At 52.8% G+C, this 23,748-nt stretch carries 18 protein-coding genes; 9 read left to right on the top strand and 9 right to left on the bottom strand.

Annotation, left to right across the window (positions count from 1 at the left end; genetic code table 11):
• The first annotated feature begins 76 nt into the window (after positions 1-76).
• The 5 genes from OGV82_RS20540 to OGV82_RS20520 are packed head-to-tail and all read left to right on the top strand — an operon-like array spanning position 77 to position 6,139.
• Complete coding sequence (locus tag OGV82_RS20540; protein WP_101744337.1) at positions 77-2,701, top strand: fimbrial biogenesis usher protein; 2,625 nt, start codon at positions 77-79, stop codon at positions 2,699-2,701.
• A 10-nt stretch (positions 2,702-2,711) separates the two neighbouring features.
• The gene (gene fimF, locus OGV82_RS20535) at positions 2,712-3,242 is read left to right on the top strand and encodes a type 1 fimbrial adaptor subunit FimF (RefSeq protein WP_047459519.1); all 531 of its coding nucleotides are present in this window, start codon (positions 2,712-2,714) and stop codon (positions 3,240-3,242) included.
• 12 nt (positions 3,243-3,254) lie between these two features.
• A complete protein-coding gene (gene fimG / locus OGV82_RS20530) occupies positions 3,255-3,758 on the top strand; it encodes a type 1 fimbrial minor subunit FimG (protein ID WP_012134486.1) in 504 nt (167 codons plus the stop codon).
• Between the two features lie 16 nt (positions 3,759-3,774).
• Positions 3,775-4,677 carry a fimbrial protein gene (locus tag OGV82_RS20525; protein ID WP_058668445.1) on the top strand — a complete coding sequence of 301 codons (903 nt, stop codon included), beginning with the start codon at positions 3,775-3,777 and terminating at the stop codon, positions 4,675-4,677.
• Positions 4,678-4,705: 28 nt separating this feature from the next.
• Positions 4,706-6,139 (top strand): EAL domain-containing protein, encoded by a 1,434-nt coding sequence (locus OGV82_RS20520; protein ID WP_047459526.1) that lies wholly within the window; start codon positions 4,706-4,708, stop codon positions 6,137-6,139.
• A gap of 129 nt (positions 6,140-6,268) precedes the next feature.
• Here the strand turns inward: OGV82_RS20520 and OGV82_RS20515 are convergent, their stop codons facing one another.
• From OGV82_RS20515 to dcuC, 3 genes are all read right to left on the bottom strand, one after another.
• The gene (locus OGV82_RS20515; protein ID WP_080750339.1) at positions 6,269-8,167 is read right to left on the bottom strand and encodes a methyl-accepting chemotaxis protein; all 1,899 of its coding nucleotides are present in this window, start codon (positions 8,165-8,167) and stop codon (positions 6,269-6,271) included.
• A gap of 356 nt (positions 8,168-8,523) precedes the next feature.
• The gene (locus OGV82_RS20510; protein WP_047459528.1) at positions 8,524-10,218 is read right to left on the bottom strand and encodes an NAD-dependent malic enzyme; all 1,695 of its coding nucleotides are present in this window, start codon (positions 10,216-10,218) and stop codon (positions 8,524-8,526) included.
• Between the two features lie 26 nt (positions 10,219-10,244).
• Positions 10,245-11,612: a C4-dicarboxylate transporter DcuC gene (dcuC, locus tag OGV82_RS20505; protein WP_047459531.1), complete on the bottom strand. Its 1,368-nt coding sequence runs from the start codon at positions 11,610-11,612 to the stop codon at positions 10,245-10,247.
• A gap of 347 nt (positions 11,613-11,959) precedes the next feature.
• Between dcuC and OGV82_RS20500 the strand changes: the two genes are divergently transcribed.
• Positions 11,960-12,853, top strand: a complete 894-nt coding sequence (locus tag OGV82_RS20500) for a MurR/RpiR family transcriptional regulator (RefSeq protein ID WP_047463819.1) — start codon at positions 11,960-11,962, stop codon at positions 12,851-12,853.
• A 37-nt stretch (positions 12,854-12,890) separates the two neighbouring features.
• On the opposite strand, the gene OGV82_RS20495 is transcribed toward OGV82_RS20500, so the two are convergent.
• Positions 12,891-14,261 (bottom strand): class-II fumarase/aspartase family protein, encoded by a 1,371-nt coding sequence (locus OGV82_RS20495; protein ID WP_047459533.1) that lies wholly within the window; start codon positions 14,259-14,261, stop codon positions 12,891-12,893.
• Positions 14,262-14,675: 414 nt separating this feature from the next.
• Here OGV82_RS20495 and OGV82_RS20490 point away from each other — a divergent pair, with 414 nt between their 5' ends.
• A complete protein-coding gene (locus tag OGV82_RS20490) occupies positions 14,676-15,713 on the top strand; it encodes a porin (protein WP_101744336.1) in 1,038 nt (345 codons plus the stop codon).
• Between the two features lie 10 nt (positions 15,714-15,723).
• The gene (locus tag OGV82_RS20485; RefSeq protein ID WP_012134496.1) at positions 15,724-16,500 is read left to right on the top strand and encodes an SGNH/GDSL hydrolase family protein; all 777 of its coding nucleotides are present in this window, start codon (positions 15,724-15,726) and stop codon (positions 16,498-16,500) included.
• Positions 16,501-16,536: 36 nt separating this feature from the next.
• On the opposite strand, the gene OGV82_RS20480 is transcribed toward OGV82_RS20485, so the two are convergent.
• Both OGV82_RS20480 and OGV82_RS20475 read right to left on the bottom strand, forming a co-directional pair.
• Entirely contained in the window at positions 16,537-16,767 is a 231-nt protein-coding gene (locus tag OGV82_RS20480) for a hypothetical protein (protein ID WP_047459537.1), read from the bottom strand.
• A 30-nt stretch (positions 16,768-16,797) separates the two neighbouring features.
• The gene (locus tag OGV82_RS20475; RefSeq protein ID WP_047459541.1) at positions 16,798-19,005 is read right to left on the bottom strand and encodes a TonB-dependent receptor; all 2,208 of its coding nucleotides are present in this window, start codon (positions 19,003-19,005) and stop codon (positions 16,798-16,800) included.
• A gap of 342 nt (positions 19,006-19,347) precedes the next feature.
• On the opposite strand from OGV82_RS20475, the gene OGV82_RS20470 reads away from it, so the two are divergent.
• Positions 19,348-20,415, top strand: a complete 1,068-nt coding sequence (locus tag OGV82_RS20470; RefSeq protein ID WP_338423709.1) for a LacI family DNA-binding transcriptional regulator — start codon at positions 19,348-19,350, stop codon at positions 20,413-20,415.
• A gap of 41 nt (positions 20,416-20,456) precedes the next feature.
• Here the strand turns inward: OGV82_RS20470 and OGV82_RS20465 are convergent, their stop codons facing one another.
• The 3 genes from OGV82_RS20465 to OGV82_RS20455 all read right to left on the bottom strand — a co-directional run bounded on the left by OGV82_RS20465 (position 20,457) and on the right by OGV82_RS20455 (position 23,678).
• The gene (locus OGV82_RS20465) at positions 20,457-20,876 is read right to left on the bottom strand and encodes an RbsD/FucU family protein (protein ID WP_012134501.1); all 420 of its coding nucleotides are present in this window, start codon (positions 20,874-20,876) and stop codon (positions 20,457-20,459) included.
• A gap of 45 nt (positions 20,877-20,921) precedes the next feature.
• On the bottom strand, positions 20,922-21,686 hold the full coding sequence (locus tag OGV82_RS20460) for an SDR family NAD(P)-dependent oxidoreductase (RefSeq protein WP_012134502.1): 765 nt from the start codon (positions 21,684-21,686) through the stop codon (positions 20,922-20,924).
• Positions 21,687-21,803: 117 nt separating this feature from the next.
• Positions 21,804-23,678: a TRAP transporter large permease gene (locus OGV82_RS20455; RefSeq protein ID WP_012134503.1), complete on the bottom strand. Its 1,875-nt coding sequence runs from the start codon at positions 23,676-23,678 to the stop codon at positions 21,804-21,806.
• Positions 23,679-23,748: the final 70 nt, after the last annotated feature.

Below are 23,748 nucleotides of genomic sequence, written 5' to 3'. Positions count from 1 at the left end.
GGCCGTCCACCAACAGGACTCCCCCGCACATTACAATTAAGAACTGACAGCCGGGCGACTTCGGACCGGAGGGACTATGTCACATCTCAAATACGGACTGGACCGTTTGGGTTCCCAACGCGCCCGGCGCAAAGCATTCTATATTTTTGTCCTTGCGCAGATACCATTGGCGCTTTGCCTCGCGGGTTTCGCGCGGGCAGATCTCTATTTTAACCCCCGTTTCCTGGCCGACGATCCCTCGGCCGTTGCGGATCTCTCTGGATTTGAAAACGGGCAAGAGGTGCCGCCTGGTGCCTATCGCGTGGATATCTATCTGAACGATGGCTTTATAACTACCCGCGACGTCACGTTTAACGCTGGCGCAAACGGTCATCGACTGGAGCCGTGCCTGACCCGCAGCCAGCTCGCTGGCATGGGGGTCAGCACGTCGGCCATCACCGGTATGGATACGCTGGCGTCCGACGCCTGCGTACCGTTGACGGAAATGGTCAAAGATGCCACCACCCGCTTCGATGTCAGCCAACAGCGCCTGTACCTGAGTGTCCCGCAGGCTTTCATGGGCAATCGCGCACGCGGTTATATTCCACCGGAACTCTGGGATGACGGGATTAACGCCGGTTTGCTGAACTATAACTTTACCGGCAACAACGTACATAACGATGCCAGCGACAGCAGCAATTACGCGTATTTAAACCTGCAAAGCGGCCTCAACCTTGGCGCCTGGCGTCTGCGTGATAACACCATCTGGAGCTACAGCAGTGGCGGTAGCGCGTCCAGTAATGAGAATAAGTGGCAGCATGTGAACAGCTGGCTGGAGCGTGATATTACCCCCCTGCGCGCCCGCCTGACGCTTGGCGACAGCTACACCAACGGCGATATCTTCGACGGGATTAACTTCCGTGGCGCCCAGTTAGCCTCTGACGACAATATGCTGCCGGATAGCCAGAAAGGCTTTGCGCCGGTCATCCACGGCATTGCGCGCGGCACGGCGCAGGTCTCTATCAAACAAAACGGCTATGAAATCTACCAGAGCACAGTGCCGCCGGGCCCCTTCACAATTAACGATCTCTACGCCGCAGGCAACGGCGGCGATCTCCAGGTCACCATCAAAGAGGCCGATGGCACCAGCCAGGTCTTCAGCGTGCCGTGGTCTACGGTGCCAATGTTACAGCGTGAAGGGCACACCCGTTATGCAGTGACCGCTGGTGAATACCGCAGCGGCAACGACCAGCAGGAAAAACCAAAGTTCTTCCAGAGCACCCTCCTGCACGGGCTCCCGGCAGGCTGGACGCTGTATGGCGGCACCCAACTGGCCGACAACTATCGCTCCTTCAATTTAGGGGTCGGTAAGAACATGGGCGAGTTCGGCGCGGTTTCGCTGGATGCAACTCAGGCCAACGCCACCCTGCCTGACGACAGCTCTCACCAGGGGCAATCGATACGCTTCCTTTATAACAAGTCGCTCTATGAGACCGGCACCAACGTCCAACTGGTGGGATACCGTTATTCCACCCAGGGCTATTACAGCTTTGCCGACACCACTTACCGCAGGATGAGTGGCTATGACGTTGAAACCCAGGATGGCGTGATTCAGGTCAAACCCAAATTCACCGACTACTACAACCTTGCTTATAACAAGCGGGGCAAGGTTCAGATGAGCGTAACGCAGCAGTTGGGGCGCACTGCCACACTGTACGTGAATGGCAGCCGTCAAACTTACTGGTCAACCAACAAGGCCGACGAACAGCTACAGCTGGGGTTAAATGCCGCCGTTGACGATATCAACTGGACGCTGAGCTACAGCCTGACCAAAAACGCCTGGCAACAGGGCCGCGACCAGATGTTAGCGTTCAACGTCAATATTCCGTTCAGCCACTGGCTGCGTTCCGACAGCAAATCCGTCTGGCGGCATGCAAGCGCCAGCTACAGCATGTCGCACGACCTGGATGGCCGGATGACTAACCTGGCCGGTCTTTACGGCACGCTGCTGGAAGACAATAACCTGAGCTACAGCATGCAAACCGGTTATGCCAGCGGTGGCGAAGGCAACAATGGCGGAACCGGCTACGCGGCGATGAACTATCGCGGCGGCTACGGCAACGCTAACGTGGGCTACAGCCACAGCGATGGATTTAAACAGCTGTACTACGGGATGAGCGGCGGTGTACTTGCCCATGCCAACGGCATCACCTTAAGCCAGCCATTAAATGACACGGTAGTGCTGATTAAAGCGCCTGGCGCCGGAGACGTGAAAGTCGAGAACCAGACCGGCGTACGTACCGACTGGCGCGGTTATGCCGTCATGCCGTACGCCACTGAGTACAGGGAAAACCGCGTCGCGCTGGATACCAACACCCTGGCGGATAACGTCGATCTCGATGATGCGGTGGTCAGCGTCGTGCCGACCCACGGCGCCATCGTCCGCGCCGAATTTAAAGCCCACGTCGGGGTAAAAATCCTGATGACGCTGACGCACAACGGCAAACCCGTGCCATTCGGCGCTATGGTCACTTCCGGCGATAACCAGAGCGGCAGCATCGTGGCAGATAACGGCCAGGTCTACCTGAGCGGCATGCCGCTGGCGGGAAGCGTTCAGGTGAAATGGGGCGAAGGGCCGGGGGCTAACTGCATGGCCCGGTATCGCCTGCCGGAAGAGAGCCAGAAACATGTGCTGAGCCAGCTCTTTGCAGAGTGCCGTTAAGGAAGGAATGATGATGAAAAAACCACTGTATTTCCTCGGCGCTGTGCTGACGCTGGCCTGCGTCAATGTCTTCGCCGCCGACAGCACGATTACGATTAGCGGCTACGTCCGCGACAATGCCTGCGCTGTCGCGGGAGAGTCAAAAGATTTTACCGTTGACCTGATGAATAACGCCGCTAAACAGTTTAATGCGGTGGGGGCGACAACCCCGCTCGTCCCATTCCGTATTGTCCTCTCTCCCTGCGGTAACTCGGTTACGGCAGTCAAAGTCGGCTTTACCGGCACGGAGGATAGCAGCAACACCAGTCTATTGAAGATCGATAGCGGTGCCTCGGCAGCCGCAGGCATGGGCGTGCAGATCCTCAATAACCAACAGACGATGCTGCCGCTCAATGCCGCGTCATCATCCATCGCGTGGACCACGCTCACGCCTGGGCAGACCAACATCCTCAACTTTTATGCACGCCTGATGGCTACGCAGATTCCGGTCACCGCCGGGCACGTCAATGCCACAGCAACATTCACGCTTGAATTTCAGTAACCGGAGGCTGAGATGAAACGCAACTATGTAGGGTGGCTTCTGGCAAGCGTACTGACAGCGGCCTCTTCAGGGCTTCAGGCCGCTGATATCACGATTACCGTCAACGGGAAGGTGGTGGCGAAGCCGTGCACGGTGTCTACCACCAATGCCGCCGTTGACCTCGGTGACCTGTATACCTTCAGCCTGGTAACCGCAGGTTCGGCTTCCGCCTGGCACAGTACCGCGCTGGAACTCACTAACTGTCCGATCGGCACCTCCCGGGTCATCGCAACCTTTAGCGGAACCGCAGACAGCACCGGTTATTACAAAAACCAGGGGACCGCCGGCAATATTCAGCTCGAATTGCAGGATGACGCAGGCACCACGTTAAACAATGGCGCCACGAAATCCGTTCAGGTGGATGACTCAACGCAGTCCACCCGCTTTCCGTTACAGGTCAGAGCGTTAACGGTCAACGGCGGCGCCACCCAGGGAACTATTCAGGCGGTGATTAGCGTCACCTATACCTACGCCTGAGTCAGGAGAGTTTGTCATGAAAAAAATCATCGCGCTATTCACCACACTGCTGCTGATGGGTTGGTCGCTGGATGCTGCGGCATTCACCTGTAAAGTCAATGATACCGGGCAGACCATGACCTCAGGGTCAGCGAATGTCTATGTAAACCTGACGCCATCTGTTGGAGTGGGTCAAAACCTGGTCGTAGATTTATCCTCTTCAGTTTCCTGTAAAAACGACTCCTCCGGTGGCTCTATCATAGACTACATCAATTTAACCAGCGGCTCCGCCTTCGGTGGCGCGCTTGCGGCGTTTACGGGGAGCGTTTACTGGGCAGGGAATACGTATCCTTTGCCGATGAACGGTAATTCATCCGTCTATACCATCACTCATACGGATTATCGCGGATTGCCGCTGCGCATGTATCTGACCGCGACCGGAGCAGCGGGAGGCGTCGTCATCAACTCTGGCGAACTCATCGCGCAATTGAATATGCATAAAGTGGCCAGCGACGGAAACCCGAATAATTTCATCTGGAATATTTACGCCAACAATAATGTTGTTGTCCCTACTGGGGGATGCGACGTATCAGCGCGTGATGTCACCGTGACGCTTCCAGACTATCCCGGCTCAATGGCCGTGCCGGTCACTGTCCACTGTGCGCAAAACCAGAACCTCGGCTATTACCTCTCAGGTACGACCGTCGATGCCGCCAACTCTATCTTCAGCAACACCGCGTCCTCCTCAGCGGCGCAGGGTATCGGCGTTCAGATGACCCGATACGGTAGTGTTGTTCCCGCTAACAACACCGTAGCACTGGGCACGGTCGGCACATCGCCGGTAAATCTTGGCTTAACCGCGACCTACGCGCGCACCAGCGGCCAGGTCACGGCGGGCAACGTACAGTCGATCATCGGGGTGACATTTGTTTACCAGTAATCCTCCCTCCCCGCTGGAGAAAACAAGGGTGGACTATATCCTGTCTCCCTGTTCAATGGCGGCGGAAGGACTCGCCAGAATGATGACCTGCGGTCAACGGCGACCGGTGCTGCTGCAACACCAGACGCAGGAGCGCCTTTCGCTACAGCTAACATCCGAGGTCGGAAGGATTGTCGTTTTTCTCCCTGACGATCCTTACTGGCTGCTGTTTATTCTTAGGGAAGCCGCCTTCCTGCTTGCTGAGGCAGAAACACCGCTGCCCATGCTGATCCTTAGCCGTAGTCCATCCGCCTGGCTATGGCAAACGCTGCTCTACCATGTTCCTGATAAACGGCAACTTACCGCCGTCCGGGCGGTCGCCTCCGACCTTCCAGGGAAACAACTGGCAGCGCTGCTACAGGGGGACTTCCTGCAATACCCGAAACTACAGCAATTGTCCTTTTTAGACGCGCAGATACAGGGCAAACCGGCAGCGGGGTTAAGTAAAACGGAATTGAGCGCCACCCTCTCTCTTCTGTACGGGTACAGCATCAACACACAGGCGAAGATCCGCGGTGTGAGCCAGAAAACACTTTATAATCAAAGAACGTCAGGACTAAAAAAGATGGTGGCGTCTCACCCGCATCTGATTACCCGCTTTCCTGGAAGCCAGAGCAAGACTCACAACAATCAGCTCATCGCCGCGCTATCTCCCTTTGAGCGCGAATTTATCCATGCCATTCATAGCCAACAGGTATTCCCGGTATTTCAACCCATAACCGACGGCCACCTGCGGTTGCAGGGGGTTGAAATCCTTTCCCGCTGGAGAAGAGGCGACAACGTATTGCTTCCCGGCGAATTTCTGCCGCAGATCCACGCCGAATACGCCTGGCTCCTGCTCACGGCCTTTGTGCTACAAATAGCAATCCAGAACATTAACCAACACCAGGGTAAGTTCTGGTTCTCAATAAATATTCCACCCTGCATCGCCAACCACGAAAACCTGCTGCGGATGATGGAAACGGCGCGCCAGCAGCTACAGCAGCCGCAATGGTCGGGTAGATTAGTGCTGGAATTTGCAGAAACGGTCGATCTGCATCAGCAAGGAAGAACAGCAGAAAATATGGACAAAATCCAACGGCAAGGCTTTCGCATCTTCCTCGATGACTGCTTTTCACACAGCAGCGTAATGTTTCCCGTCAGGACAATCCGCTTTAGCGGCTACAAGCTGGATATGAGTATCGTGAATGATTTTCAACGCGATCCACATGCACTGGCGCTGATAAAGAGCCTGCTCTACTACTGCCAGTTGACACAGAGCCGCTGTATTGCCGAAGGCGTCGATAGTCTGGAGAAATTCAATCAGTTGAAAGCGCTGGGAGTTGACCGCTTTCAGGGCTATCTTTTCTCGCCGCCCATCACTCACGATCGTCTGCCGGAGATAATCCAGCAATTTTTACCGAAACATCCCGCACCTCGCTGAACGCACGCTGCGCCTTACTGATTTCATAGAGCGCCGCATGACAGGGGATAACTTTTCTGAGACCGACGTGTTCCACGGTCCGGCGAAGGGCTACCCCCCATCATGCTGCGCGTTTTGTTATACCGCTTTTCAGAGTTTGAAGCTGCCGACCACTTTTTCAAGCATCTCGGTTTGCGATTCCATTGACTGGGCCGCTGCGGCAACCTCTTCTACCAGCGCCGCATTCTGCTGGGTCGCGCTATCAAGCTGAGTAATGGCGATATTAATCTGCTCAATTCCACGACTTTGCTCATCGCTTGAGGAGCTGATCTCAGAGATTAAAACGCTCACGTCTTCAACCTTCTCCATTAAGCCGTCCATTGTCGTACCCGCCTGGCGAACCAGACCGCTACCTTGCTCAATGCTGCTGACCGATTCTTCAATGAGCTTCTTAATTTCCTGCGCGGACTGGGCGCTTCGCTGCGCAAGAGAACGCACCTCACCGGCAACGACGGCAAAACCACGGCCATTCTCACCGGCCCGCGCCGCTTCAACCGCCGCGTTCAGCGCCAGAATATTGGTCTGGAACGCGATGCCATCAATTACGCTGATGATTTCCACCACTTTTGAGGATGAATCATTGATGTTGCTCATTGTGGCAACCACGTCATTGACCACTGAAGCTCCCGCCTTCGCCGCGTCGGAAGCCTGTGTCGCCAGCCTGTTCGCCTGCAACGCATTCTCCGCATTTTGCCGTACGGTGCTGGTGAGTTGCTCCATCGACGCCGCCGTTTCAACAATGGAAGCGGACTGTTCTTCCGTACGGGAGGAGAGATCCAGGTTGCCTCCGGCGATCTGCCGCGAAGCGGAAGAAATTGCCGAGGAGCTGTGCCCAACCTGCTGCATCAAATCCTGAAGGAACGCGATGAATTTATTAAAGTTATTGATGATGGCATTAAATTCCGGGCTTTTGCTTTCCACAAGCCGTTGCGTGAGATCGGCGCCGCCGCCGGATAGCGCCTCTATGTTCCTGTTCAGCAGCGTCACATTCCTGAAAATGTTGCGCACAATCAGCATCAGGACAAGAACAATGATAAGGCCGATCACCGTCTGTACGAGCGTGAGTGTTGTCAGTATCGCATTAGACTGGCGCACCAGGTTGCTGCTGGGCGTATCAATCACCAGATACCACGGGCTGCCTTCAATCGACAAAACAAACAGCGAATGGGCGCCGTCTTCGCCGTCATAGCCGCCCTCATATTCCGCTTTTTGCCCCTGGCTCAGCAGATTGAGCAGCGGTAAAGCTGACGGAATATTCAAATCGCGCACATTCATCAATGCGGTATTGCCTTGAGTCGGCGCGCCGTTCCCAACAATTTTGCCATCAGACTCAACAATTAATACGGTTCCCTCGACCGCCTTCCCCATCTCTTTTGCCAGTTGGTTAAAAAAGCCCAACGTCACATCGATAGTGGCGACACCCCAGGCCTTTCCCTCTTTCCAGATTGTCATCGCGCAGTTGGTTCTCGGCTGCGGGCTGGCCGAATCCTGGTAGGCTTTGGCCCATGCACACTCACCTTTTGGCGCAGCCATACCGTCTTTATACCACGGCTGTTCCCAGTATTTTTCTGACTCCGGCTGGTTCCAGACCGTATTAAGCTGGAGCACGCCACCGGCATCGCGCGCATAAAAAGTGCTGAATTTGTCGCGGCCCGGCTCGCGCAGCCCGGGTAATGGCCAGATGCCGCCGCCAAAAACGTTCAGATCGCCATACTGGTTCACAAACAGCGGCAAGAGCGCGTCAATTTGATCGCTCTGAAGCCCGGAAACCAGTTCGGTGATCGTGCGCTGCTGCGCTTTAACGCGGTTCATTTGCTCTTTTATCGCGTCACTTTGCAGCTCGACCGTGGCTCTTATATTTCTGGTTTCCGTTGCAATAATCTGCGGAGAGACAAATTGTTTGATAACAACAAACGTAACCAACAGTAATATAACAAAAAAACTTATAAGCAGGAGTGTCACTCGGGCTTGAGTTGTTTTCCACATCATGGGGTAGGGTCTCGATCGGTTTGGATAAGTGTTATAACGACATTTATCCGCAATTCTTTACTTATTTCGATCGCTCTGAATAAGGTTTTCCCCACATAAAATAAAAACAGCATTTTAATTAACCGTCGTCCATCTGACCTTGTATAAGGCCGCACATCCGCTTTCAAAAATAATTAAATACATATCATGAAGTTGCACAATCCGCGCAATGCATCGCAGGCTAATGAAGTTTTATTTTTCAACTTATGATGTCAGTTTTATTCCTTACCTTTATTTTTTATCGCCTTGTATTTTTTATTAATACGCCCGGCCCCGCTCCGGCGCGACTGCCGAAGCGGGGCATTCATAGCCAAAAACTAGATAGCACGGCGTTTATAAGGACGATAGTGCGGTAGCCAAAAATGCGCCGTAATGCGCTGTGTTAGCACAGCATCATCCAGCGCATCCGCTACGCCAGACAGCTGCGCCGCCTTCCCCACTTCAAAGGCAATACGGCGGGTTACGTCGCATATCATGTTGATTTCCGGCAGCAATCCTCCGCCATGATGACGCACCGAAGGCGAGGCGTCGGCAAGCGCGCGGCTCGCCGCCATCAGCATCGTTTCCGTGATCCTCCTGGCGCCGCTGGCAATTGCGCCAAGACCGATGGCAGGAAAGATATACACGTTATTACACTGCGATACCGGTATCGTACGTCCGGCAAAATCTACCGGCTCACAAGGGCTTCCCGTTGCGATAATCGCCTGTCCATCAGTCCAGCGGACAAGGTCCTGCGGCCGGGCCTCCATTCTGGAGGTCGGGTTAGACAACGGCATAATAATCGGGCGTTCGCAGTGGCGATACATCGTACGCACCACCTCTTCAGTGAACAGCCCCGCCTGCCCTGAAACGCCCAACATCACGCCAGGTTTCGCGTTATGAATGACCTCCAGCAAGGATGGCGTCGCGCCAGCGTATGCCCATCCAGATAGCATTTCAGGAGGCTGCGCCAGCGGAACCTGAAAATCAGCCAGCGACGAGGCGGTGGTCATCACCAGGCCGTCGCGATCCACCATGAAAATCGTTTTGCTGGCCTCTGCGGCGTCCATACCTTCGGCCACCCGGCAGGCTATGATATGGCGGGCAATGCCGCAACCCGCCGCCCCTGCGCCAACGATGACCATCGTCTGCTGATTAAAATCACGCTGACTGGCGCGGCAGGCCGCTAAAATTGTCGCCAGCGCGACCGACGCCGTTCCCTGAATATCATCATTAAAACAGCACAGCTCATCACGATAACGATGCAGCAAAGGAACCGCAGTATGCTGGGCAAAGTCCTCAAATTGCAGCAATACATCCGGCCAGCGACGTTTCACCGCAGCGATGAACATACCGATAAACGCAAAGTAGTCTTCACCGGTGATGCGCGGATGCCGCCAGCCCATATAGCGGGGATCGTCTAATAATCGCGGATTGTTTGTCCCGACATCCAGCATAACGGGCAACGTATGCGCCGGATTTACCCCGCCGCAAACGGTATACAGCGACAGTTTGCCAATCGGTATCCCCATTCCCCCGACGCCCTGATCGCCCAGTCCCAGAATGCGTTCCCCGTCCGTCACCACAATCACTTTGATATCGTGTCTCGGAATATCATGCAGAATATCGTCAATACGTTCGCGATCGGGCCACGAAATAAAGACCCCTCTGGCGCGGCGGTAAATCCCGGAAAACTTTTCACAGGCCGCGCCAACAGTCGGGGTATAAACAATCGGCAGCATTTCCGGGAGATGTTTTTTCAGCAGGTAATAAAATAGCGTCTCATTCGTATCCTGGATATTACGCAAATAAATATGCCGCGCGTTATCAGACTCCGCCTCCAGATATTGTTGGTAAGCGCGTTCCGCTTGCTCATCAATATTTTCGATAGCGCAGGGCAGCAATCCATTAAGATTAAAATCATTCCGCTCTTGCTGAGTAAAACTGCTCCCCTTATTCAATAACGGCGATTCCAGTAACAGTTTCCCCGTAAACGGGACGTATAAAACATCGTGTGTCACGTTGCTGTCCATGAGTTAAATCCGGTAATAAGAAAGCGTTAAATCAGCACATAGTTGGCAATCAACATCGCGGCAATCCCCGCCAGCGCCGGGAGCAGCGTTCTTCTGACGATCATAAACGGTGAGCATTCGCCCGCTTTGCTCACGGCGATAATGATGCCTGCAACCGGAGAAATAGAGCGCCCCATTCCCGCCATCAGCTGCATAGGCAGAATCATATTGACCGCGCTTTCACCAAACTTCGCCGCGATAGAGGGCGCCAGCCCGGAAAAGGAGAAGAATGCCGCCACGCCAGAACCGGTTAATACCGCGGTAACGCCCACCAGCGCCGTCATCACCAGCGTCATACTGGTAAAGCCCAGACCGGCGCTTTGTACGGACTGAAGGAGATAGTCCACTGCGCCGATTTTCTGTAGCCCCTGGGCATAGATATCCGCGCAGACCAGTAAAGAAACGATACTGGTAAACATGCTTCCCATTCCTTTGAAAAATACCTGCAACCCTTTGCAACAGGCGCGGAAATCACGCGTGGTGAACAGCTCGAAGAAAAAAGCGACCACCGCCCCGAGGATCATCGCCGTCACAACGTCAATTTTGATGGATGCGATCGCCAGCGGGCTGAAAACCAGAACCAGAATGACGGGCAATACAGGCAGCAGCGCATAAATGGCGGGCACTTTGCGTCCTTCCTCTTCCGCTTCGGCAACCTCTTCCGTCCCCGGAACAAACCCATCTTTTTTATCGAAATATTTGGCGGTAAAGAAAATCACCACCGCGACGGCCAGCATAACCACAACCGCCACCGGCATCTGATAGTGCGCAAAGTAAATCGCGCTTTCCATTCCGGCATGTTTGGCCGCAAGATTCGCCGTTCCAACCGCCGGGCCAAGATCCATAAACGCGCACAGGCCGATCATCGCGGCAGCGGACGCTTTACTGACGCCCAGCCGCACCAGAACGGGAAAGAACGTCACCAGTAATAACATCGCCAGCCCGGCAGCGCTGGAGATCGCCACATGCAGAAGCTGCGCGCAAATGTAGCCCAGCGCAAGAATAAGATAAGGCGCTTTAATGACCTGCAAGGGACGAATACACATATTCACCATCGCATTCGAGGCTTTGATGTGATCCATATAACTGGCGAATCCTCCCGCCGCCATAATAATTAAGCCGATACCCGCGATTTGCGTGGTCAAAGACTCTTTTGCAAAACTGAAGATATCCAGCCAGGTTGACCCGGTAGATTTTGCTTTACCATAAAGAATACTATTCTCTGGGTAAAACAGAACGGTAACTGTTAATAACGCCAGCCCCGCGAATAATAACACAGTTTGCGGCTGGTAATTTTTCACAATTAACCACGCGGCAATTACTGTTATCACTATTGCTATAATAAATGCAGTCATAACAACAATCCCTATACCATACAAATCAGAGATGTCAGCCTTATGCAAGCAGCGTTTTCATCAACAGCTAAAAACCTGCTCATACATATTGCCATGAGAAGATGTCCGTCAGTTCACGGAATTAAATAATTGTACTGTCGATTTAATCGTAATAAACCACCGTGCTATAAAATATGGGAAAGGGCTTTTCCCATATTTTTTTGTGAGTAAGATCGCATCTTATCTACATGGGGCGCGATCCCGCAGAAAATAAGACGTTTTACTAAATTGCCAGCCACGGAATGATTGACGGCAGAGGTATCTTTTCATATAACAATCTCAATATAAAACGTCACCGGGTACTGCACATGTACAGAAAAAACACATTAAGTCTGGATGAGTATAATTCACTCACCCAAAATATTGGTGACCTGACAGAGTCTGAATGTCGGCTTAATGACTATATTAATAAACACTTCAGCGAATTACCTTATCATGGGATTGTCGATCTTTCCCAGAATGCCGCCGTGAGCAAAGCAACCATCGGGCGCTTTCTGAATAAAGTTGGTTTTACCGGCTATGCGGCTTTCAGAAGAGCGCTGGATACCACGCTGTCAAAAAACAAAATCGCCGCGCCTTTTGAGAAAAACAGTCGCCAGCGGCCTAAAAACACCACCAAAACAGAACAGATTGTTGAGACCTTTAATAATAAAGTCACTTCATTATTTAATGGTTTTAAACAGACCATCAGCATCGATAGCCTGAATAAATTCATCGAACTGGTACTCAACAGCCAGCGCCATATTTATGTGGTCGGCCCTTCCTCCTCCCACGCAATGGCGCTGCATTTTTGTACGTTGTTAAAGTACTTTCGCAGCAACATCACTCTTCTGCCTACCGACATCAGCGAGTTGCCCAAGTGCCTGATAAACATTGAACCAGATGATGTTCTGATCGTATTCTCCTACTATCGCTTTAACCGGGTCGCACTCAATATCGCGAAATGGTTCAGAAAGAAAAATGCGACCGTCGTGCTGATCACCAATTCTGATGCCAATCCTTACGGTAAATTCTGCGATCTTCAGTTTGTACTGCCAAGCGACGTGGAGTCCATTTTTCAAAGCCGAATTCTCGGTTTCTTTTTTATCGAACTGATTCTGCATCTGGCTTATGAGAAGAGTGACAATGAAGGCAACTTTGCCCAACTGGAAGAGTTGTTTCTCTTCTTTGAGACATTTTCCGCTTCTTCACATAATACCTGACCAGCAGAGTCGGGAGGGACGCTCCCGACATAAAGCGCTACGCAATATCGATGACTTTCATTTCATCAAACCGCGCGAGGGTCTCGGCAATCAGCGCATCGTTGCAACCAATATAAGACAACGGCTCGCAGGCATCGGCAATTTCTTCTGCGGATAACGACGCCCGAATTTCCGGGCTGGCGTGGACAATGTCGATAAGACTTTGCTCACCATTCGCCTGACTGAGCAGCGCTTTAACTAAATTATAAGCGGGTTCTCTCCCTATTTTGTTCGCCAGACTCATCGTAATCGATTCCGACATAATGAAAGATTTCGAGCAGTCAAAATTAGCGCGCATTCTGTCTTCATTCACAATAAGGTGGGAAAGCAGCTTTTTGGCCCGGCTAAGACTGACCGATAAGGCGTTCGACGCCTCGGGTAGAATCGTCCAGTTCAATACTCTCATCGACGCCGCGCGCACATCCTGCTGATCCAGCATCGCAGGCGCGCCGGAGGCGTACATCCAGCCCATCCTCGCCAGCGTCTGAATCATATTGCTGGCGCGCGGATTAGCCTTGTGCGGCATGGTGCTGGAGCCTCCGCCGCCCTCACCTTCAAGCACTTCCGCGATGGGGGTGCGTCCTAGGGTTTCCACGTCATTCGCCAGGCGGCAGAGCGTACCGTGAATCAGCGCAAAGCATTGAACCACTTCAACAATTGCATCCTGGCTGGCATTGTTTATACCACAGGGAACGTTTAGCCCCAGCGCCCGCATCAACCGATCACGCGTCGCCATTCCCTGAGAACCGACGGAGGCAAGATTCCCCACCGCGCCGCCAAACAGACCCGTAATCGCCCGGGGATAGAGCTGTTGCAGCCGGTTCAGATGCCGATTCACCTCCGCCAGATAGCCGGAGACATGCAGCCCCCAGGTCGTGGCGGAAGCATCAACCGAATTAGTGCGCGCAACCATAACGGTGCGGGCATGCTTTAAAGCCATGCCCTTCATCTCTTCCCCTACCTCAATCAGCTGCTGATATACCCGTTGCAGCGTCTGCTGTAATCGCATCGCCACGCCGGAGTCCAGCAGATCCTGGGTGGTGCATCCCCAGTGGAGATAGCGGCTAACCAACGGAGAGCCAGCAGCCGAAATCTGGTCGATCAAGGGTTTAATCGCCATGCCCACCGTTTGCGTTCCCTGGGCTAAGGCGGGCCAGTTTATCTCGATGTTCTGACATGCCTGCTCGATTTCAATCGCCGCCTGTTCAGGAATAATGCCCAGCTCGCTTTGCACGCGCGCTACCGTTGCTTCAAACGTCAACCAGCAGCGAAGCAGATTGTCGTCAGACCAGATTTCCCGCATCCGACTCTCGGTAAAGAGCGATGAATAGAGGTCAGAATCAAATACTGTTGTTTGCTTACCGTACATACTGCGACTCTCCGGCAATATAAAGCATATTAATATAAAAGGTCGTGAATGAATCTTGCGGGATCGGCCAACTGATTAACAGGGGAAAATAAAATTCCCATTCATAAAATACGTCATGAGAATTTTGTTTTCCCTTTTTAACACCCGAAAAACACAAAAATGAGATAGCTATCACAATGAGTTGCTTTGTTAGTGCAACGCGTATTCCGCTTTACTTTAACTTTTCGCAAATAAGCATCATTAAATTTAGCAACACGATAAAACAGGACATCGTTATGCGCTAAAAATCACATTTTGTAATGAGAAAAAATAATTCCCATATCATGAACTTCCTTTTTTCCAGAACAATCCCCCCTGCGATAAACCGCTCACTCGAACAGATAAATAAGCTAACTATTGTTTTCTGGGGATGCTATGAAAATAAAAATGATTTCACTCATTCTACTGACGGGGATGACAACCTCCTCATATGCGATGAGTATCTATAATAAAGATGGAAATACGCTGGATATTTATGGCCGTGTAGAAGGTAAAATTGCCAGCGGAGAAAACTCTTATGCCGGAAGCGAAACACGAACGAATCTGGGTGGCCGTCTGGGGATTTACCTCACCCGGGATTTGGATTTTATCCCCGAGACAAAGATCGTGGGCCGTCTGGAATGGCAGGTGCGAACCGAAAAAAACGACAGCAATACCGGGGATAGCGATTTAAAAGCGCGCTACTCCTATATTGGTTTGTCCAATAAAACCTGGGGCGAACTGATTGTCGGCAGGACTAAAAACCCGTTGTATCAGGTCATGAAAATGACTGATAAATATAAAAACTTTACGCCGAATATTTACAGCTACGGCATCACCACCATTGATGACTCCTACCAGTTCAACCGCCAGGACGGCACCGTACAATGGAATGCTAAATTTGCAGGCAATGAGATACAGCTGGCGTGGGTCGCGGGCAATGGCAACAGTAATGAAGCTCTGGATTATGGCGCAATGGCCAGTTACAGAAACACGCTCAGACTGGGGGATTTCAGACTCACACCGGCGATTGCCGCCAGCCGTTATAAACGCCAGGATGGTGTAAAAACCACCGATGGCCGGAATCAAAACGACCAGATCATGGCAGGCTTGCAGCTCAGCTATAAGAACGTTGAAGCCGCCGTCACCGCATTACGCACATCCATTGCGCGCGATAATAAAAGCGACAATGACTTTAAAGGCATGGATTCATTACTGTCCTGGAAATACGGTAAATTTAAATTCCTTACCGGTTACAGTTTCCTGGATGAGAAAGATAAATCCGTCTATGAAAAAGAGGACTGGCGTGTCGAAACACAAATAACATTAGCCGATGATACCTGGTTATCATTTACTTACGATAAAGCCTTCGCCAATAAAAACCAAAAAGTCAATGATGACGCGCTCATCGTTGGACTCCGCTATGACTTCTGACAGGTGATTTATGAAAAGAATAATGCAGTTATCCCTTGCATCAACTTTTTTATTTGGCAGTTTATGTGTGCATGCTGATGCGCTATTAGCGCCCTCACCCTATGCAAAAATAGAGGGGGATAATAAAATTGTCGCGCTGTATGGCAACTCTTTCACGTTCTATAACAACAATATTAATACCCGGTTGCGGGATCTGACGCGCTCTTTACTGCCGAACCACGCGAAAGGGTATAAATATCGGGGGATCACCATCTCAAGCGGTCATTTAGGCTGGCAAATTCATAATCTCGCCTATCAGAATACATTGCAAAAATGGGACGTTGTCATCTTGCAAGGCAACTCCACGGAGACGATCTCACAGAAAGAGAGCACCCGGCAGAATTTCATCGAATCCGCGACAAAAATGGCGGATATGGCGCATCAGGCAGGTTCAAAAGTCGTGTACTTCATGACCTGGGCAAAGCGGGATCAACCAGAGGATATACAGAAACTTGCTGACGCCTATGTTTCCATTGCGCAGAAAACTGGCGGCTATGTCGCGCCGGTCGGCCTGGCTTTTGAAAAAGCGCGTAAAGCACACCCGGAAATTAATCTTTATTACCACGATGGCGTACACCCTTCCATTGCAGGAACCTATTTAGCCGCCTGTGTGTTCTTTGCCACGCTGTATAACCAGTCGCCAGTGGGCGGAGCGCTGCCCGTAGACACGGATATGACCCCAGCCACCGCAAAAGCATTGCAGCAGATTGCGTGGGAAACCGTCAGCGAATTTCAGAAATCATCATAGCCGGTTCGGTTGCCCGATGGCGCAAGCTTATCGGGCCTACAATCTCACCACACCGTAGTACCGTAGGCCGGATAAGGCGAAGTCGCCATCCGGCATTACCCGCACCACACCGTAGTACCGTAGGCCGGATAAGGCAAAGCCACCATCCGGCATTACCCGCACCACACCGTAGTACCGTAGGCCGGATAAGGCAAAGCCGCCATCCGGCATTACCCGCACCATACCGTAGTACCGTAGGCCGGATAAGGCAAAGCCGCCATCCGGCATTACTACCGGGCATCCCTGCCCGTTTTTAACTCAGAAGTCGTAATTAACAGACAGCTTCAGGGTACGCGGTTCGCCACGGTACACATACACGCCATCGTAGTCGGATACACCAGACCAGTATTGCTCGTTGGTGACGTTATCCACCCCTAAACGCCATACCATCTCATTCTGCTCCTGGTTTACGCGCATCCGGTAACGAACGCCGAGGTTAAGCGTGGTGTAACTGTCCAGCTTCTTCTCATTAGCGGCGCCGTCATACTGCGAGCCGGTGTGATTCAGTCGCGCGGTAGCGGTCAGCCCATCAACCTGCCGGATATCATATTCAGCACCGAGAACGGCGGTGAAACGTGGAGTACCGGAAGCATCATTCCCCTGGTTGACGCCATCCTGCGTTTTGGTCAGTTTCGGCTGTAACCAGGTCGCACTGCTGTTCAGACGCAGACCGTAGACCGGCTCACCAAACAGGTTAACTTCCACACCCCGGTTACGCTGCTCGCCATCGGTCGAATATTCCTGCGTCGTCTCGTTCTTAATCACGGACGGTTTCTTAATCTCAAACAGCGCCAGGCTACCGCCGACGGTGCCGAAATCAATTTTCACGCCCACTTCATTTTGCTTAGAGTGCAGAATACCGATGCTTTTACCGTAATCCGGCGACTCGTGGTCGGTAATGTTTTCACCCGGCTGTAGTGCCTCGGTGTGGTTAGCATACAGTGACACCGTGTCCCACGGCTTATATACGATACCGTAGGTCGGCATCCATCGACTTTCCGTATAGCGAGAGTCAGTGTCTTCTTCACCGGTCGCATTGCTGTAGTTACGCACCACCACTTTCTGATTACGCGCGGCGACGGTCAGCAGCACCTGGTCATCAAAGAATCCCAGCGTATCGCTGAGGAGATAACCCTGAGTACGGTTTCGGGAGGTTGTCAGCGGATCGTGATAGTTGCCGCCGGCGAGATCCCACTGCGGCATCGGCACGTCATGGTTGTCATAGATATTGGTCATGGAGCCAGGGTTGGCCCAGTTCATACGCCATGCCGTTTTATCGCGTTTGATCACCGCCGAATAGCCCAGGTTCACCTTATGGCTGACCGACCAGGTATCAAATTCGCCGCGAATACCCGCCATACTGCTGAACGCGTCAATAATACGGTTGGTATACAGCACATCGACGACAGCATCACCCGATCTGTTCAGTAATTTTGGCGCGGTATAAATCCCGGTTTCATGCGCATGTTGCGCCCCGGCGCCGCCGTAGACCGTCCAGTTATTCAGGATGTCGTATTCAGCGCGCGCCATACCGAACTGGTTAGTGATATCACTGTAGCCCCACTTCTGGCTGTAGTTATCCGTGTTGTTCGGTACATCCGGCACGAAATCGACGCCGCTTAAGTTAATCCCCATCGTCCCGCCGTGGAACGTCTTCTTCTGGGCGGCGACATCCAGCGAGGAGCGCAGTTTATCGCCGCGATAATCCAGCCCGAGGGCGGCCAGCGTCGTGCGTTTTTTCTCGTTATCAACGGCGGTTTCGCCTTCACGATGCAGAATGTTTACTCGCGCGCCAAACTGATTGTTGTCGCCAAAACGACGACCGGCATCCAGCGTGGTACCTACCTGAGTTGAAGAGGTGTAATCCACTCCCAGGCGCGTCAGCGGCAGGTCATCAGCATGTTTCGGCTCCATGTTGACCATACCGCCCACCCCGGAACTTGCCGCGCCGTTCACAAAAGAGCTGGCGCCTTTAAACACTTCCACGCGCTCAAACAGCGAAGCATCCACAACCTGACGCGGCAGCACGCCAGCCAGACCGCCCCAGGTCACGTCATCCCCCGCCAGCTCAAAGCCGCGAATACGATAGTTTTCCGAGAAGTTCCCGTATCCCTGTACGGGCTGTACTGCGGCGTCGTTTTTCAGCACCTCGCCGACGGTCTTCGCCTGCTGGTCTTCCACCAGTTTTGAGGTGTAACCGATAACGTTAAACGGCACATCCATCGCTTTTTGTTCGCCCAGAACCCCCAGTCGTCCTCCGTGGGCAACCTGCCCCTCCAGGAACGCGGGCACCTGCGCGTCGCCACCGGCTTTAAAACCACTGTTTGCGGATTTGGCCTCAACGACCATCGTATCTTCTTTCCCGGTAGTGTCTTCTGCTGCGTAAACACCGTGAGCGGCGGCACCAATCGCGAATGCCAGCAAGGATTTTTGCAGAGAATAATTATTTTTTGCGCTGCTTTTCATCATTAATCTCATGAATACAAGGACACGAAAAAAACCCTTTAAAATGGGGTTCTTATTGAATGAAACCCGAACAAAAATGCTCGTTTTATGTATGGGAAGGGTTTTCCATATATATGTTCTGTGTCCATCCTTGATACGAAGAATAATCACCGAAACCCGCACAGCCAACATGATAATGAGAGTAAAACTCATTATCAATGTTATTTAGATTTTTCATTGTGTGAACAACGGTTACGGGATTTATGGCATTGACACGATTAGCTGTAACGTTACACTAAACCGTTGTAGTTTATACTCTGCTATCCAGATGGCGATACTGAATGAGCCGCCATTCACCGATTGCTGCAAAGGAGATGTATGGCAAACATTCGAGATGTCGCAAAACATGCGGGCGTTTCCGTCAGCACGGTGTCCAATGTGCTTAACGGCCGCACCGATCAAATGCGCCCGGAAACGCTGGCGCGCATTCAGCAAAGCATGCAAACGCTCAACTATTTCCCCAACCGGGTCGCCCAGCAACTCAAAACGGGGCAGGCAAAAATGATCGGGTTACTGGTGCCATCCATCGTGAACCCCAGCTTTGCGGCACTGGCGCGTGAAGTGGATCTGGCCGCCAAAAAACACCTCTACCGCGTGCTGATCGGCAACACCTATCGCCAAATCGAAGAAGAAGAAGCGTTTCTGGAAGATATGTTTGCTCATGGCGTTCGCGGGATTATTGTGGCCGCCTGTGATATCGAAAAGCCGCATTTCGCCCACGCGGCGGCGCAGGGCATGATAATGGTGAACTACGATGGCCGTATGCCCGCAAGCGTTGACTCTGGCGGTTTCGCGCTGGACAGTGTGTCGATGGATAACGTTGAGGCGGGCCGAATGGCGGCAGAGCATCTTATCGCGCGCGGGTGTCGCCGCCTCGCGTTTGCGACCGTCGCAGGAATGACCCCCAGCCGCGCGCATAAAATAGAAGGCTTTCTCAGCGCGGTACGCCAGCACAACATGTATCGTGAAGGGATGATCATCGAAGGAAAAGCGATGGCCGCCTACGGAGATACCGAAATGACCGAACTGGGCCGTTCTCTGGCGCAAACCCTCTGCCAGCAATCCCTTCGTCCTGACGGCATCGTCGCCATTAACGATGCGCTTGGCATTGGTTTGATGAGTGGTTTGCACGAAGCCCGCATCCGAGTACCGGAAGAGATCTCTCTCGTCGGTATCGACAATATTTCACTCTCTGGCCTGGTTTACCCCGGCCTGACCTCTATTATGCCGCCGCTCACGGAGATGGCGGACGTGATGGTTGAGCGCCTGATCGCCCGAATAGAGACTCCGGCAATCCCTCCCGACGAGTTTTTGTTTCCCCCTTCCCTGGTATGCCGACAATCGGTGCGGGAAGCGGAAAATATACGATGAGAATAACGCGAGAAGAACGTCGCGTTCTTCTCGCGTTATTCTCAGAGTAATGTCGGGCCGACGGTGAGGAGAATATTGGCAAAACGGCGGGTTTCGCCCGACGCGATCACCAGCAGCGTATCCGATGATTTTGCCAGCGCGTAAAACGCATTTCGCTCAACATGAGCAAGTTCCGTCATTTCTGAAAGCAGACCACGGTATTCACGCTCAATCGTGTTATCAAATTCAGCCGGGCTCGTCATTAACGTCGCTTTCTCTACGTTAATATAGCCAAGAATTTTCTCCAGAATCATCACGCTGCCAATTAAGCCGGGAGAAAAGTTAAGCCAGATAATACGTGCCTGCGGTGACGAGTTGGTCAGGAAAGAGTAATTCGCATCCGCGATCAGAATATTGGCTTTATGACCGCACTGCGCCAATGCCTGTAATAAATCAGGATGAATAATATCTGACTTTATCATAAAGAGTCCCTTTTAACTCAGGCGGGTTTTACAACCCGCCCGCTTTTACGCCCGATAAATACCGCCATTAATATCAATCGTCGCGCCGGAGACGAAACCATCATATTCAGAGGCGAGGAAACAGATTACCCGGGCGACATCTTCAGGCGTACCGGCGCGCCCCAAAGGAATAGCCTGAATCGTCTGGTCGGCAGACGCCTGCGTCGTATGCTGATTATGAAAACGGGTGCCCAGAATCAATCCTGGGGCCACGGCGTTCACCCGAATGCCAGATTCGCCCAGTTCGGCGGCAAGTGAGCGCGTCCAGGTCAAGACGGCGCCTTTCGTGGTGGAATAAACCAGAGATCCCGCATGGCCGCCGGAACGACCGGCTAATGACGCCAGATTCACAATGCTCGCCCCATCTGGCGAGGCTTTCAGCCAGGGCAACGCCTGCTGGGTGACATTGAGCATCGTGGTCATATTCACGTCAATAACGGTACGCCAGAACTGTGGTTCGATCTCGCCGAGCCATTTTCGGGCGATAATTCCACCGACGTTATTCACCAGAATATCAATGCCGCCAAGAAACGCCGCGCCCTGCGCAACGCACCGCGCGGCATCTTCCTCATTCGTTAAATCAGCATAACCGCAAGCCGCCCGGCCTCCCTTTTGCTCCGCAATGGCCATTAATTCTCGTGGGCCTTCTTCGCCGCTGAAATAATGAATATAGATATCACATCCGGCCTCAATTAATTTTCTGGCCGTTTCTTTACCAATACCCTGTTCCGCACCGGTAATAAAAACTTTTTTACCCACTAATGATCCCATTTCATACTCCACTTATTCAGATTTAAACATCGCCAGGCGATAACCTGTCGCGTTACTGCCATTTTCAGCGCGCGGACATCCCCGCCACTGAGCGTGGCGAATATCCGTAATGAATAATCAGTAGCCTGCCAGTCCAGGCAACCAGGTGGTTAATGGCGGCGCCATCGCCACAATGATGATGCCGACGAAAACAACCGCCAGATATTTCGCCATTGGCCGAATAACATGTTTCATCTCCACACCGCAGATGGCGCAGGTGGTATACAGCCCTAATCCAATCGGCGGTGAAAATAAGCCAAAGCCCATCGCCAGAATCATGACAATACCGAAATGCAGCGGGTTAAACCCAAGCTGAATGGCGATTGGCACCAGGATAGGGGCGAAAATGATCAACGCTGGCGCACCTTCCAGAACCGCGCCAAAGATAATCAGAATCACAATGGTCAACAGCAGGAACAGCCAGGCGCCCTGTTCCATTCCAATCCCCACCAGCAGTTCAGCAATTTGCTGCGGAATCATCTGTATCGTCAGCGCATAAGAAAGGCTGGTCGCGCAGGCGACGATGAACAGCAGTACGCCGGACATGGCCGCGATATCAATAAACATTTTTACCGTCGCTTTCAGCGTCAGCTCGCGAAACGCCAGGCGACCGACAACGATGGCGTAAATCACCGCAAAGGCAGAGATTTCTGTCGAGGTCGCAATCCCCATCATCACCCCACGGCCAATCATAAAGATCATGACCAGCCCCACGGCGGCGCCAAGGTAGAGCTGCGCACGCGGGCGTAAAACCGGGTAAGCCTCGCTGACGTTAATTTTTCCGCCAAAACGGTTGGCCGCGATCATCAGCAGTACCAGCAGGCAGACGGCGGGAACCAGGCCGGCGATAAACAGCGCGCCGATGGAGATATTCGCCACAAACCCCATGACGATCAGGTTTACGCACGGAGGAATGGTCTCCGCCATCACCGCCGATGCGGCGAACACCCCTGCGGCCTCTTCGCTGTCCTGCTTAGCGCGACGCACCGCAGGCATCAAGACACCGCCCACTGCGGCGACATCCGCCAGTTTGGAACCGGAAATCCCGGAGAAGAAGGCCATCGACAGCACGGTCGTCATGTTTAACCCGCCGCGAAAACGCCCCATCCCGCGCACAATCAGCTCAACCAGACGCGTTGACATCCCGTTGATTTCCATTGCCGCCCCGGCAAGTAAAAAGAACGGAATCGCCAGCAGAACGAAGTGGTCCACCCCGGCGGCAACCTGCTGAGAGAAAAAGACAAACGGTAACGACGGATCGCAAATAAAGAACACCATTGCGGACATGCCCAGCGTAAACGCGATAGGCACACCGGCCAGGATACCCAGCGCAAAACAGATCAGCATCAGCCCCGCCGCCGCGCTGGCCGGATCGGCCATCAGCGAGAGTTTCAGATACCCCAGCGCCGCCAGCACCAGGATTCCGCCGCCGCTGAGCAGAACAACCCGCGCGCGTTCATGCAGCGCATGTTCCAGCGCGGCCACCATCATCACCACGGAACCGATCAACACCGGGATAACGTAAATCGTCTGCGGCAGGCCGGTCTCGGTCGTTTGTACCCGCGCGGCCTGCACCAGGTCATAGCTGGAAATCACCAGCCCCACCGACACCAGAAACAGCACCCAACGACTGGCATGGATAACATAAGGGCGCACCTGCTCGGGCAAAAAACGCAGGAACAGATCGACGCCAATATGCCCGCCTCTGCCTGTGGACGTGGCCACGCCAAAAAAGACGAGGGCAATCATCAGCGCACGCGCCACCTCTTCCGCCCAGTGAATCGGTGAATGCAATGCGTAGCGCCAGATAACGGATGCGAATACCACCAGTACGTTGATAAACAGCACCAGTGCCCCGGCCCAGGATGTTAAGGTCGTTAAGCCTCTGCTCAGTCGGCCTAACAGCATCAGCAAAGCATTTTCATCCTTTGCTTTCATAGAGATATCTGCCATGTTGGACTCCTTTCATGGGCTTACCGGGTGATACCGCCGACCCACCCCAAAACCGGCTGAATCGGCGGCT

It is taken from the genome of Citrobacter sp. CK191 (genome assembly GCF_030333435.1).
Classification (GTDB): Bacteria; Pseudomonadota; Gammaproteobacteria; order Enterobacterales; family Enterobacteriaceae; genus Citrobacter_B; species Citrobacter_B koseri.
The sequence above is the reverse complement of the archived record's forward strand: the minus strand, read 5'-3'. Positions and strand labels throughout refer to the sequence as shown.